Here is a 13,337-nt window from a genome sequence, read left to right as displayed (position 1 = left end):
TCTCCCGAGTCGGGAGAGGGGCTGGGGTGAGGGTCTAGCCTCAACCCTTTAAGTATTCGTCATGGTCCGTGCTGCAAGCCGGATGGACGAAGCTTGGGCTGGGGATCCCTTGCACCCGGCCCGGGGAGGGGATTTGCGCCTTACCCGCGCGCGCGGCGGCGCTCACGCCGGCCGGCGCCGGCGCCTTCTGCGGCCTCCGGCTGCGGCTCGCGGAACTTCTTGATCCAGCTCATGCAGTTGGGATCGTGGCCCATCACGACGTCAGCGCCGAGAATGGCCTGGATGTCCTCCAGATGCAGCGGGTTCATGATCGCCGAGGTCATGCCGGCGCCGATCATCATCGGCAGGAAGGACGCATTGAGGCCACGGCGGTTCGGCAGGCCGAAGGAGAAGTTGGAGGCCCCGCAGGTGGTGTTGACCTTCAGCTCGGTCTGTAGGCGGCGCAGGAGGTGCATCAGCTTGCGGCCGGCATCGTTGATAGCGCCCACCGGCATCACCAGCGGGTCGACCACGATATCCTCGCGCGAGATGCCGTAATCGGCGGCACGCTCGACGATCTTCTTGGCGACCTCGTAGCGCACGTCAGGATCCTCGGAGATGCCGGTCTCGTCGTTCGAAATGGCGACGACGGCTGCATTGTATTTCTTAACCAGCGGCAGCACGCGCTCGAGGCGCTCTTCCTCGCCGGTGACGGAATTGACCAGCGGCTTGCCCTTGTAGACGGAAAGGCCGGCTTCCAGCGCCTCGACGATGGAGCTATCGATCGAGAGCGGCACCGGCACGGTATCCTGCACCAGCTTGACGCATTCAGCCAGGATCTTCGGCTCGTCGGCCAGCGGGATGCCGGCATTCACGTCCAGCATCTGGGCACCGGCCTCGACCTGGGCGATCGCGTCGGAGACGACACGCGAATAGTCGCCGGCCGCCATCTCCGCGGCGAGCAGCTTGCGGCCCGTCGGGTTGATGCGTTCGCCGATCATGACGAAGCGCTTGTCGAAGCCCAGCACGACCTTTTGCTTTTCCGAAGTAATAACCGTTTCGGTCATGGTCTTTCCGTTCCGCCTTGGAGAGAAGTCACCTGCTAATTAAGGTCGCAACCGAGCCAGCCGCTAGCCTGCAAACGACAGGATTTGGCGGCCCTGACGAGGCTGATGGCGGCCATACGACAGGCCTCACCGGCGACAGGCTTCATTGCTTGCCATGCGGACGACCGAAATCGGGAGCAGCGGTCTCCTGCCCCTGGTCGATGATCGAACGGCGCACCGCCCGGGTGCGTGTGAACAGGTCGAACAATTTGTCGCCTTCCCCCCAGCGGATCGCCCGCTGCAGATAAGCCAGATCCTCCGAGAATCGGCCAAGCACTTCCAGCACAGCCTTCTTGTTGTTGAGGAAGACATCGCGCCACATGGTGGGGTCGGAGGCAGCGATGCGCGTGAAGTCGCGGAAGCCGCCGGCGGAGAACTTGATCACCTCCGACTGCGTAACCGCCTCCAGATCGTCGGCGGTGCCGACGATATTGTAGGCGATGAGATGCGGAACATGGCTGGTGACAGCGAGCACCAAATCGTGGTGCTCGGGCGTCATGCACTCGACCCTGGAACCCAGCCTCTCCCAGAAGGCGCGATAGCGCGCCAGAGCCTCGGCATCGATGTCCTCGGCCGGCGTGAAGATGCACCAGCGGTTCTCGAACAATTCGGCAAAGCCGGCATCAGGTCCCGAATGCTCGGTGCCGGCCACGGGATGGGCGGGGATGAAATGTACGCCCACCGGCAGGAAGGGTGACATCTGTGCCACCACGGCGCCCTTGACCGAGCCGGTGTCGGAGATGATGGCGCCTTGCTTGAGATGCGGGGCAATGATCTCGGTCACCACGCCGAAGGCGCCCGAGGGCACGCAGAGGATGACGCAGTCGGCGTCCGTGACTGCGGCGCCGAAATCCGTGGTAGCGACATCGGCGATGCCGAGTTCTTCGACACGCCCGATCACCTTTTGCGAAAGGTCCGCCGCCACCAGCGTCCGGGCAAGTCCGTAGCCGCGTGCCGCCCGCAGGATAGAGGAGCCGATCAGGCCGATTCCGATCACGCAGAGCCGGTCGAAGAGAAAGGAAGCGTCAGACATGGGAACCTTGGAAATTTTCACCTTCTGTGCACGATGAGGCCTAGGAAGGCAAATCCTGCCTGATACGGCGGCCCTTACTGGCCCTCGAACCTGGACTTTCGAAATGAAAAGCGACGCGGCCGGAAACGGCCGCGTCGCTTTTTTTCGTGTCATCAGTGATTGAAAAGCCGGCAGAAAGCCCGCTGTCCCGGGAAGGTCAGCCTCTGTTCGGGATCTCCAGCCCGCGCTGCACGGCGGGGCGGGCAAGGCCGCGTTCGAGCCAGGCCGGCACGCGCTTCAAGCTCGCATAGTCGACGAGCTCGCCAGCGCCATAGAAGCCGACGAGGTTGCGCACCCAGCCAAGCGTGGCAATGTCGGCGATGGTGTAGTCGGCGCCCATCAACCAGTCGCGCCCTTCCAGGCGGGTTTCGAGCACACCGAGCAGACGCTTGGATTCGCCGACATAGCGTTGCAATGGGCGCTTGTCCTCGATCTCGCGGCCCGCAAATTTATGGAAGAAGCCGACCTGGCCGAACATTGGCCCGATCGCCGCCATCTGGAAGAACACCCATTGGATGGTCTCGTAGCGGGCAGCGGCATCGGCGGGCAGGAACTTGCCGGTCTTCTCGGCGAGATAGAGCAGGATGGCGCCGGATTCGAACAGGCCGAGCGGCTTGCCGCCCGGGCCATGGGGATCGATGATCGCCGGGATCTTGCCATTGGGATTGAGCGACAGGAATTCGGGCCCCCAGGTCTCGTTCTTGCCGATGTCGATGAGATGCGGCTCATAGGCGAGCCCGGTCTCCTCCAGCATGATCGATACTTTCACGCCATTGGGCGTAGGCAGCGAGTAAAGTTGGACCCGATCCGGATGCTGGGCCGGCCAGCGCTTGGTGATCGGAAAGGCGGAAAGATCAGACATAAAGCCTCCGGATTGGCTCCCCTCTCCCAGGGTGGGAAAGGGCGTGTGGACAAGGAGAAATCCGCGTTATTTTCCCAGGAACTCGCGCAACGTTTCGACCACCAGGCGGTTGGCTTCTTCCGAGCCGATGGTCAGGCGCAGGGCATCGGGCAAGCCATAGGCATCGACGCGCCGTAGGATCAGGCCGCGTTCAGTCAGGAAAGCGTCGGCATCCCTGGCGCCTTTGCCGGCTTCCTTGGAGAAATGCACCAGCAGGAAATTGCCGACGGACGGCGTCACGCCCAGGCCGAGGCCGGTGAGTTCCTTGGTGAGGAAGGCGAGCCATTTGTCGTTATGGGCGATGGCATCGGCCACATGCGCGTCATCCTGGATGGCGGCGATACCGGCCGCCATGGCGGGGCCGGAGACATTGAAGGGACCACGAATGCGGTTGACCGCATCGATCACCGCCGGCGGTCCTACCATCCAGCCCAGGCGCAGATTGGCAAGGCCATAGATCTTCGAGAAGGTACGGGCCATCACCACGTTGGGACTGGTCGCGACCAGTTCGAGGCCGGATTCATAGTCGTTCGCCCGCACATATTCGGCATAGGCGGCATCGAGCACCAGGAGGATATCGGAGCGCAGGCCGGCATGCAGGCGCTTGACCTCGTCGAAGGGCAGATAGGTGCCGGTCGGATTGTTGGGATTGGCGAGGAAGACGATCTTGGTCTTCGCCGTCACCCGCGCCAGCAGGGCGTCGACATCGGCCGTGTAGTTCTTCTCGGGCGCCACCACGGGCGTCGCGCCGGCCGCGAGCGTGGCGATCTTGTAGACCAGGAAGCCGTGCTCGCTGTAAACGGCCTCGTCCCCGGGTCCGAGATAGGTATAGGCCAGAAGCGAGAGAAGTTCGTCCGAGCCGGCGCCGCAGATCAGCCGGGCGGGATCGAGGCCGTAGCGCGCCGCGATCGCCGCCCGCAAAGCGGAAGAGGCGCCGTCGGGATAGAGTTCGAGCTTCTCGCCGGCGGCGGCATAGGCAGCCTTGGCCTGGGCGCTCGGACCGAGCGGCGTCTCGTTGGACGACAATTTCCAAAGCTTGACGCCAGCGGGCGCCGCCGACTTGCCGGGCACATAGGCATCGATGTCGAGGATGCCCTTGCGGGGAACGGGACCGTTCATGTCTGGGGATTCCGAAGGTTACTTGAGAGGCAGGACGAAAGCCGGCGCATGGAAGCCGACAGTCTCGAAGCTGGTGCCAGACGGCAGGGCCTCGGCGAGCGCAACGATGGTCTGCCCCGGATGCAGGGCGACCAGCAGGGCCGCGCCGGCATGGGCGGGAATGCTCCAGCCCTGCGGCAGCTTGGGCAGGGCCATCGGCAGCACGGCCGAGACCAGCCTGACATCGCTGGAAGAAAGCGGCTCATCGATCGGCTTGGACAGCACATAGGTCGGCAGTGCGGCCGGATGATCGGCCCGCTCGACGAAGGGAAGTCTCGCGATGATCTTGGGCGCCGTCTCCCCTTCCAGAGCCCGCCACCAAGCGCCGGGAGCGGCCACCGGCACCAGGCCGAGGTCGCCGCGCGAATGGCTCAGCGCGTGAATGACGTCGCCGGCATCGTCATGCGTCTCATAGGGCACCACGAAGCCGAAATGGAAGCGGGCAACATCGCGCATCGCCGCATTGCCGAGCGAGATGTCGCCATGCACCGTGTAGGGCGCCTGCACATGGGTAAAGGTGGCGATGATCACCCGCCAGATCGATTCGACGATATCGACCGGCAGGATGCCATGATGGCGCCCGACGATGTCGCGCATCATCGAGGCTTCCCGCCCGGGCCGGAAGGCTGAACCGGAGGCCTGCGAGCGCTTGATGGCGATGAGTTGGTCGATGATCTCGCCGCGCTCCATCAAGAGCCCATGCATGGCAGCATCGATGCGATCGATTTCTTTGCGGAGATCGGCGAGGTCGGTGGCCGGTTGCATCGGGGTCATGGCGGCATTCGGGCATCAAAGGTGGGAGGACTGTCATAGGCGGATGGGTCGGTGATGGCAACCACCGCACCCACGGCAGTTCTCGGCCGCATAGATGTCATCATCACCACTACGTTGAATTTTTATCCCGCCGCAACCACAAATAGTTTTCATTCTCAATGAAAAGTTGCATCAGCAAATCCTGACAATCATTGATAAATATTTCAGCAACACGCCAGAAACAAACGTCACAACTTCGCGAACACTGTGTTTATGCCATACTTATGGCAACGCTATGCTCTACTTCTGACACGGCGATGACATGAGAGCACCGCAATATTCCAAAGGGTAAACACGATGAGAGTTTTGATCACTTCCGTTTTGGCCGCATGTGGGCTGGCAGCGGCGGCCTCCTGCGCCCAGGCCGATGGCATCACCGACTTCTATTCGATCCAACGCGGCTTCGGTTATGACGAAGCCAAGACACCGGTCGCACCAGCGGCCATGCCTTTGTGGAACGCCAATGCCGGCCAGGGCGTCGATCCGGCCGTGGAGACGGCACCGGGTACCGAAGCCCCCGCCGCCCCGATGACGCCGCGCCGGGTGCATCACGCCGCTGTGCGGCATCCGCTGCATCACCGCACCGAAGCCCCCGCCTCCTGAGCCGGGAATCCCAGGCATTTTCGGCAGCCTTCACCACATCAGGCTCTGACCTTGTCATGCCCGGGCTTGTCCCGGGCATCTCCTTGCGATCCAGCCAAGGTTCCGGATCGCCGTGATATCCGGCAATGATGAGAGACGCGTTTCCGGCCTTTTGCCGCCGCCTACAAGCCGACCTCGGCAAGCGCGGCCTGTTGGCGGGCCGCCACCGTCTCAACCGAAAAATCCTCGATGGCCGCCTCGAACAGGCGGTGGAAGTTCAGTTCAGCGCGCAGATGCAGGAACACGCCGCCGAGCCCGATGGCAGCGCGATCCATGAACACGAATTCGCGCGGCACCGTCACCGGCCCCTTCTGCTTGAGCGCCTGGTGCACGGCATAGGCTTCCCTGCGGCCATATTCGGAAGGCGCCACGCCATCCGCGATGGTGCGCACGCGGTCGTCGAGCAGCGGGCCGAAGATGAAACGCGCCCACAAATTCAGCGTCTCGATCAGGTCCTTGCTCAGCTTTTTGAAGCCCCAGGTCTCGTAGGCGTGGACCACGCGCTCTGTCTCGCCCTGGAGGAGGCCGCGATAAAGCTCGACCACGCCGCCGACGAAAGCCGGCGGGAAGATGCGGATGCAGCCATAATCGAGCAGGTTGATGCCAGAAGGCTCGCCCCCCTCGCTGAACACGGTGTAATTGCCCAGATGCGGGTCGCCGTGGATGATGCCGATATGGGCATAAGGCTGCCACCAGGCCGCGAACATTGCCGCCGCCAGCCGGTTGCGCACCGGCAGCTCGGCTTCCTTGAAGGCGAGGATGCGCTCGCCCGTGAGCCAGTCCATGGTGAGCAGGCGGCCGGTGGAGAGTTCGGGCCACACAAGCGGCGCCCGCACGTCGGAGATGCCGAGCGAGGCGAAGGCGTTGCGGTAGAGCGCGGTGTGCTTGGCCTCGCGGCGATAATCGAGCTCCTCGCGCACCCGCTCGCCGATCTCCTGATAGATCTCGCGCGTGTCGATGGCCGGATCGAAGCGCCGATGCAGGGCGAACAATACCTGGAGCTGGGCGAGATCGGCCTCCACGGCCGACTGCATGTCGGCATATTGCAGCTTGCAGGCGAGCGCGGTGCCGTCCTTGGCGGTGGCACGATGCACCTGGCCGAGCGAGGCGGCCGCCGCCGGTTCATGTTCGAAGCTGCCGAAGCGCGAGGCCCAGTCCGGCCCGAGCTCGGCCATCATCCGCCGCTTGACGAAGGCCCAGCCCATGGGCGGCGCCTGGCTCTGCAGCTTGGAAAGCTCGGCGGCGTAATCGGGCGGCAGCGCGTCGGGAATGGTGGAGAGCAGCTGGCCGACCTTCATCAGCGGCCCCTTCAGCCCGCCGAGCGCCTTGGCCAGCGCCACCGCATTGGAGCTCGAGGAACCGCCGCCCCCCATCAGCCGCGATCCGGCCATGCGGGCCGCCACGCCGCCGACATTGACGCCAACCCGGGCATAGCGCCTCGCCCTGGCCGAAAGCCGGTTCGCCTCTTCGTCATGCTCGGACATGAAAGTCTCCTGGCTGCCCCATCCTAGATAGGAGCAAGCCGGCCTATCGCCAAGCGACAGGGTGGCGCAGGCCTCGCTCTCCCGCCGGGGAGAAGGTTTATCCGCCCTTCCGTTTCAGCCGCATGATCGCCGTGTCCAGGGCCTGCAGGAAGGCCGAGCGATCCTTGGCGGAAAAGGGTCTCGGGCCGCCGGTCATCTCGCCGGTGGAGCGCAGATGCTCCATCAGGTTGCGGGTGGCGAGCGCCATGCCGATGGAGGCTTCGGTGAAGGGCTTGCCGGTGGCACCGATCACCTGGGCGCCTACCGCGATGCAGCGGCTGGCGAGCGGGATGTCGTTGGTGACGACCACGGCCTCGGGCGTCGCGCGCGCCGCAATCCAGTCATCCGCGGCGTCGGGACCGGCCTGTACCAGCACGAAGTCGATCAGGGGATCGCGCGGCAGGCGCATGAAGCTGTTGGCGACGACATGGGTCTTGAGCCCGTGCCTGATGGACACGCGGAACACCTCCTCCTTGACGGGGCAGGCATCGGCGTCGACGAAGATCTCGATGGGCATGGGCAGGCGATAGAGCCTTTTTGGCCTGAGGGCAAAGCGCGTTTTGGTGAAAGCCCCTTTTTCGCCCGGCGCCCTTCAGGCGCCATGGCCCGACGACGGGTCGTCCTCGTGCCCGAGAGATCCCAGACCCAGCCCCATTCCACCGCCCATGCCGGCACCCATTCCCCCTCCCATTCCGCTGCCACCGCCTCCGCCCTGGCGGCCCTCCTCCTTGCCGCGCTCGCCCTTGCCGCCGCCCGAGGCCGAGGGGCGGGCCGGCCCCTGGGCCGGCAGCTCGATATCGGCGGGGATCGGGGCGAGATCGAGGGCCTCGCGGATGAAGGCGCGCAGGGAGATCACGAGTTCCTGCGTATGGACCGGATGGCCGGCGACCAGCTCGCGCGCCGCACGACTGGCGAGGCGCACATGCTCCTCGGTGCCGAGCAGGATGATGTCGGACAAGGCCGCCTCGACCGCGTCGCGGATGCGGCGTGCACGGTCGGAACGCGCCACCTTGCCGGCGCTGAGGTCCAGGGGCGGCACCTCTCCTTCTGCCTCGCCCTCGGCCGGAGGGGCGGCCTGCCGCAGCTCGCGCAGATGCATCGGATCCACGGTGAGGTCACCGGTGAAGGAGCCGCCGAGCGTGCGATAGGCCGCGATCAGCGTGCGCACCCGCTCGTTGATCTGGCGGTTCAGGCGTTCGCGCCGCTGCTGGATGGTAAACATCGCCAGCAGGCGAATGCCGACGCCGATCAGCGTGAAGAGCGCGAGGCCGATCACGGTCGCCAGCAGGCTCTGCCAGGAGGTGAAATCGATGTTGCGCAAAAGCGCCTCCCTGCTCGCCCGCCGCCATGCCCATGGGCCTGCCCTTGATGATACGGATTGCCCGATGAGGCAAGGCAGCCGGCCGAAACGGACCGGGCGGCGAAAAGCGGGGGTTTTGCGGGGCTGCCATGGCCCGGCAGGGGTTCCGCGCCGCGGCCAAATCCTCTATTGAGGCGGCAAATCGGATTGATAGCCCCTTGAGCAAGCCCCCCTTTCCTGCCCGCCGCCCGTCCGCCGGGCCCAACGTTCCCGGCCTTGCCGCCCGCGCCCTTGCGGTGAAGGCCGTGGCGGGCGTCCTCGGCCAGGACCAGGCGCTGGAAGACGCCTTCGACGACGCCTCGCTCGAAGCGCGTGATCTCGCCCTCGCCCGCATGATCGCCGGCGTCTCGATGCGCCGTTACGGCACCATCGGCACCCTGCTCGAAAAGCTGCTCGCCAAGGGCATGCCGCGCAAATCCGGCCCGCTCGAAGCCATCCTGATCACGGCGGCGGCCCAGATCCTCTTCCTCGACGTGCCCGACCGTGCCGCCGTGGACCTTGCCGTGCGCCTCGCCCGGGGAGACGATCGCGCCCAGGCCTTTTCGGGCCTCGCCAATGCCGTGCTGCGCAAGATCTCGGCCGGCAAGGAAGAGCTTCTCGCCGCCATCCCGCCCGAGGCGGATACGCCCTCCTGGCTCTACAAGCGCTGGTCGGACCAGTATGGCACGGCGACCGCCGCGGCCATGGCGGCGGCCCAGCGGGTCGAGCCCTCGCTCGACCTCACCGTCAAGGCGGATGCCGCCGGCTGGGCCGAGCGGCTCGGCGGCCGCCTGCTGCCCACCGGCTCGGTGCGCCTGGCCCATAACGGCACTATCAGGGCGCTGGAGGGCTTCGAGGCCGGGGCATGGTGGGTGCAGGATGCCGCCGCCGCCCTGCCCGCCCGCCTGCTCGGCGATGTCGCGGGGCTCCGGGTCGCCGATCTCTGCGCTGCTCCCGGCGGCAAGACCGCCCAGGTCGCCGCCGCCGGCGCCAGGGTCACCGCGGTCGATCGCTCGGCGGCGCGGCTGCAGCGCCTCAGCGAAAATCTCAAGCGCCTCGATCTCAAGGCGGAGGTGGTGACGGCCGACATTTTAGCCTGGAAGGCCGAGCCCTTCGACGCCGTCATCCTCGATGCCCCCTGCAGTGCCACCGGCACCATCCGCCGCCATCCCGACGTCGCCTGGAGCAAATCCGCCCGCGACATCGGCGCGGTGGCCGACCTGCAGCGCCGCCTGCTCGGCCGCATGGCCAGCCTGGTGAAGCCCGGCGGGCTCCTCGTCTACTGCACCTGCTCGCTGGAGCGGGAGGAGGGCGAAGAGCAGATCTCCCGCTTCCTGGAGGGGAACGGGGATTTCACCCTGGAGCCGGTGCTGTCAGACGACATCGGCGGCATCGAGGGCGCCATCACGCCTGAGGGCTTCCTGCGCACCCTGCCGAGCCTCCTGCCCGATCCCGACCCGGTGATGGCGGGCATGGACGGCTTCTTCGCCGCACGCATGCGGCGGAAGGGGTAGCCGCGTAAAGCGCGGGAAGCCTTCCCCACGAAGCTGGGGAAGGTGCCCGAACAAAGTTCGGGCGGATGGGGTGTGGCGGGCAGTGCGATAAGCATGACAAGATGGCACGACGGTCGCGCAAGCATCCGAGAGGAGACGCGCTGCCCGCTACACCCCTCCCGACCTCGCTTCGCTCGGCCACCCCATGCATTTCTTTCAGAAATGCAAAGACCACTTCGTGGAGAGGGCTTGTCGCGTCTTTCTGGGCGACGGCCAGCGTATCCGCCGCCCCTCCCCCGTTTAAAACTGGGGCCATGTCGCTGAAATCGCCGGCCCGAGGCTTGCGCGAAGCTCACGCAATGGCCACAAGGAGCCTATCGCCGACGTCGGCATGCCCGCTTCGGGCGCCCGTCCCTTCGTTCCCTTCTCTGGAGGTCCGCGTCAGGAATGAGCCGAGGCACTCTGGGCCCCAAGCTCCGTCTCTCCCTCACTGCTGCCGCGCAATCCGGCCGCGCCGTGCTGACGCGCCTTTACCTCCTGCCCTTCATGCGCTGGCGCTTCGGCCGCGGCGACCCTGAAAAGCTGGTGCTGGCCCCGCAGGATTTGAGGGCCGCCGACCCCACCCGCGCCGCCGAACTCGTGCTCGGCCGCTTCACCTTCGTCGCCAAGACCATCGTGCTCAACGAGGTCTCCCCCTTCGCCATCGCCCCGCCCTCGCCGGCCTGGCGCGAGACGCTGCTCGGCTTCACCTGGCTCAGGCATCTGCGGGCCGCCGACGGCACCGCCGGCAAGCAGGTGGCGCGCCGCCTCGTCGGCGATTTCGTGCGCTCGAACCTGCGCTTCCAGCCCGAGGCGCTCGACCCGCTGCTGACGGCGCGGCGCATGCTCGCCTGGGTCTCGATGGCGCCGATGATCCTCGACGGCGCCGATCGCGGCTTCTACCGCGCCTTCCTGCGCTCGGTCGCCTGGCAGACCAGCTATCTCCTGCATGCCGGCCGCGCCACCACCGACGGCATGCCGCGCCTGCTCTGCGCCATCGCGGTGATGCAGGTGAGTCTCTGCCTCTCCAACAAGGCGGGCCTGCGCCGCCCGGCCTTGCGCTGGCTGGTGAGCGAGCTCAACCGCCAGATCCTGGCCGACGGCATCCATATCTCCCGCAACCCGCAGGCCAATATCGAGCTGCTGCTCGACCTGCTGCCGCTGCGCCAATCCTTCGCCGCCCGCAATGCCGTCGCCCCGCCCGAACTGATCGGCGCCATCGACCGCATGATGCCGATGCTGCGCTTCTTCCGCCATGCCGACGGCGCCTTCGCCGCCTTCAACGGCATGGGCTACACCCAGAGCCATCTGATCGCCACGCTGCTCGCCTATGACGATGCCCGCGGCAAGCCGGTGCAGAACGCCCCCCATGGCGGCTATCAGCGCCTGGAGGCCAATGGCGCCGTGCTGCTGGTCGATACCGGCAAGCCGCCGCCGGTGAACGTCTCGCAGGAAGCCCATGCCGGCACGCTCGCCTTCGAGTTCTCGGCCGACAATTTCCGCATCGTGGTCAATTGCGGCGCGCCCGCGCCGGGCCGCGAGAACTGGCGGCACCTCGCCCGTTCCACCGGCGCCCATTCCACCGCCATCGTGGCCGACGCTTCCTCCAGCCATTTCGCCGGCGGCACCAGGAAGCCCGGCGCGACGGCGCCGAGCCTGGGCGGCCGGGCCATCCTCTCCGGCCCCAAGCATGTGCCGGTGCAGCGCGAGAACTCGCCGGCGGCCAGCACCATCACCGCCTCCCATGACGGCTACCGCCACGATTACGGCCTGATCCACCAGCGCGAGCTGACGCTGAGCCAGATCACCGGCGCGCTGGAAGGCCGCGACAGCTTCCTCGACCACAAATCCGAGCCCTGGAAGGGCAAGGAGCCGGTGCTGCTGCGCTTCCACCTCCACCCCGCCGTCGCCGCCCGGCCCGCCAATGGCGACACCCAGATCGTCATCACCCTGCCGAGCGGCAAGGAATGGCTGTTCCTGGCCGACGTGCCTTTCACGCTGGCCGAGACCGCGCATCTCGCCAACCCCGAGGGACCGCGCCGCAGCGTGCAGATCGTGATGACCCTGCCCGAGGGCGAGCACACGATGAGCTGGGCCTTCCTGCCGGCCGATCCGGTATGACGGCAGCCCGATCCATCCTCGCCGCAGCGTTGGCGGCCCTGACGGCCGGGCCGGCGCTGGCCCAGGAGCGGCCGGATGAGTACATGACCTTCTCCTGCACCCATCTTCCGGCGATGAAGGTCACCCAGCAATTGGTGGCGCTCTATGGCGACAAGGGCGACAAGCTCGTCGTTGCCTCGGATCTCGAAACCTACCTGGCGCTCGTCTCGATGGACAACGTCGCCAGGCTCAGGAAGGACAAGCAGGCCTACGAGAAGTTCTTTCCGGCCCAGCAGGTCGGCGGACAACGCAAGGCGCCCGTCACGCTGAAATATTATCTCGGCAAGGACGAGAGAAGCGGAAAGCAGCGCCTGGAGGTCACCAATTCCGCCAATGGCATGAAGGTGATGGACTGCACGCCGGTGCAGAAATGAACCGGCGCTTTTGCGGACAATGCAGTTCACTTAAGCGTCTTCAGGTCTGCTCGATCTTTGTCATTGCCGGGCTTGACCCGGCAATCCAACCTGGATCTCCGTATTGCGCGGGCGGTTTCTGGATAGCCGGGTCAAGCCCGGCTATGACAATTCGGAGCGCTCCCTTCTTGAATGAACCGCATTAGGCCCTTGCGGACCTCTTCCGGCGCAATTCTCCCTGTTTGCCAGTCTTCGTAAATCTTGACCGTTGCGTGTAGGTGGAACGCTGTCATTCCCGGCGCCGCCGAAGGTAGCGGGAAGGGAATCCAGGGCCGAACCTGCGCTCGCTGTTTCGACGCGTCTTTGCGATTCTTGGTGAATCCGTCCTAGTTGCTCACCGGGGTACTGCCCTTCACCGTACCTCTCCCCGTGAGAACGGGGCGAGGGGGCTTCAACCGAGCACTTTTGATTGAAAGCGTCTCATCTCGCGCAACCGTCGGGCCAGATGAGAGGTTTGAGGACAAAGCGCGACGCTTGTGCCCCCTCGCCCCGTTCTCACGGGGAGAGGTACGGTGAGGGGCTACGCGACCTTGGTAGTAGGCTATGAGCAATTACAATCCGTCTCATCGCAAACCGCTACAGCCCCTGGATCCCCTTCCCTTCGCTACCACTCACAAGCAAGTCAGGCATTCCGTGGGTTGGTCTTACTCGTAGCGGTCGTGGCGGCGCACCCAGTCCATTCCCTCGGCCTCGTTACGG

General features: G+C 65.7%; 12 protein-coding genes. 4 read left to right on the top strand and 8 right to left on the bottom strand.

Going from position 1 to position 13,337, the window contains the following annotated elements; genetic code table 11:
• Positions 1-140 precede the first annotated feature (140 nt).
• The 5 genes from QM672_RS26905 to QM672_RS26885 form a co-directional block, all read right to left on the bottom strand.
• Positions 141-1,046: a methyltetrahydrofolate cobalamin methyltransferase gene (locus tag QM672_RS26905; protein WP_415086312.1), complete on the bottom strand. Its 906-nt coding sequence runs from the start codon at positions 1,044-1,046 to the stop codon at positions 141-143.
• 142 nt (positions 1,047-1,188) lie between these two features.
• Positions 1,189-2,118, bottom strand: coding sequence for a prephenate/arogenate dehydrogenase family protein (locus QM672_RS26900; protein ID WP_415086310.1), 930 nt, complete (start codon positions 2,116-2,118; stop codon positions 1,189-1,191).
• 196 nt (positions 2,119-2,314) lie between these two features.
• A complete protein-coding gene (locus QM672_RS26895; RefSeq protein WP_311932788.1) occupies positions 2,315-3,019 on the bottom strand; it encodes a glutathione S-transferase N-terminal domain-containing protein in 705 nt (234 codons plus the stop codon).
• A gap of 66 nt (positions 3,020-3,085) precedes the next feature.
• A complete protein-coding gene (gene hisC / locus QM672_RS26890) occupies positions 3,086-4,177 on the bottom strand; it encodes a histidinol-phosphate transaminase (RefSeq protein WP_415086308.1) in 1,092 nt (363 codons plus the stop codon).
• An 18-nt stretch (positions 4,178-4,195) separates the two neighbouring features.
• Positions 4,196-4,990: a chorismate mutase gene (locus QM672_RS26885; RefSeq protein WP_415086306.1), complete on the bottom strand. Its 795-nt coding sequence runs from the start codon at positions 4,988-4,990 to the stop codon at positions 4,196-4,198.
• 336 nt (positions 4,991-5,326) lie between these two features.
• Here QM672_RS26885 and QM672_RS26880 point away from each other — a divergent pair, with 336 nt between their 5' ends.
• A complete protein-coding gene (locus tag QM672_RS26880) occupies positions 5,327-5,632 on the top strand; it encodes a hypothetical protein (RefSeq protein WP_311932785.1) in 306 nt (101 codons plus the stop codon).
• A gap of 161 nt (positions 5,633-5,793) precedes the next feature.
• On the opposite strand, the gene QM672_RS26875 is transcribed toward QM672_RS26880, so the two are convergent.
• The 3 genes from QM672_RS26875 to QM672_RS26865 all read right to left on the bottom strand — a co-directional run bounded on the left by QM672_RS26875 (position 5,794) and on the right by QM672_RS26865 (position 8,515).
• Positions 5,794-7,155 carry an ABC1 kinase family protein gene (locus QM672_RS26875; RefSeq protein ID WP_311932783.1) on the bottom strand — a complete coding sequence of 454 codons (1,362 nt, stop codon included), beginning with the start codon at positions 7,153-7,155 and terminating at the stop codon, positions 5,794-5,796.
• Between the two features lie 97 nt (positions 7,156-7,252).
• Positions 7,253-7,711: a YaiI/YqxD family protein gene (locus QM672_RS26870; RefSeq protein ID WP_311932782.1), complete on the bottom strand. Its 459-nt coding sequence runs from the start codon at positions 7,709-7,711 to the stop codon at positions 7,253-7,255.
• Between the two features lie 75 nt (positions 7,712-7,786).
• A complete protein-coding gene (locus QM672_RS26865; protein ID WP_311932781.1) occupies positions 7,787-8,515 on the bottom strand; it encodes a hypothetical protein in 729 nt (242 codons plus the stop codon).
• Positions 8,516-8,712: 197 nt separating this feature from the next.
• Here QM672_RS26865 and QM672_RS26860 point away from each other — a divergent pair, with 197 nt between their 5' ends.
• From QM672_RS26860 to QM672_RS26850, 3 genes are all read left to right on the top strand, one after another.
• Positions 8,713-10,047 (top strand): RsmB/NOP family class I SAM-dependent RNA methyltransferase, encoded by a 1,335-nt coding sequence (locus tag QM672_RS26860; protein WP_311932779.1) that lies wholly within the window; start codon positions 8,713-8,715, stop codon positions 10,045-10,047.
• A 426-nt stretch (positions 10,048-10,473) separates the two neighbouring features.
• On the top strand, positions 10,474-12,186 hold the full coding sequence (locus tag QM672_RS26855) for a heparinase II/III domain-containing protein (RefSeq protein WP_367626451.1): 1,713 nt from the start codon (positions 10,474-10,476) through the stop codon (positions 12,184-12,186).
• On the top strand, positions 12,183-12,599 hold the full coding sequence (locus QM672_RS26850; protein WP_415086302.1) for a hypothetical protein: 417 nt from the start codon (positions 12,183-12,185) through the stop codon (positions 12,597-12,599). Before QM672_RS26855 ends, QM672_RS26850 begins: the two co-directional genes overlap by 4 nt.
• The last annotated feature ends 738 nt before the right edge of the window (positions 12,600-13,337 follow it).

Origin of the sequence: Labrys sp. (in: a-proteobacteria), from assembly GCF_047605565.1 — a bacterium.
Classification (GTDB): domain Bacteria; phylum Pseudomonadota; class Alphaproteobacteria; order Rhizobiales; family Labraceae; genus Labrys; species Labrys neptuniae.
The sequence above is the reverse complement of the archived record's forward strand: the minus strand, read 5'-3'. Positions and strand labels throughout refer to the sequence as shown.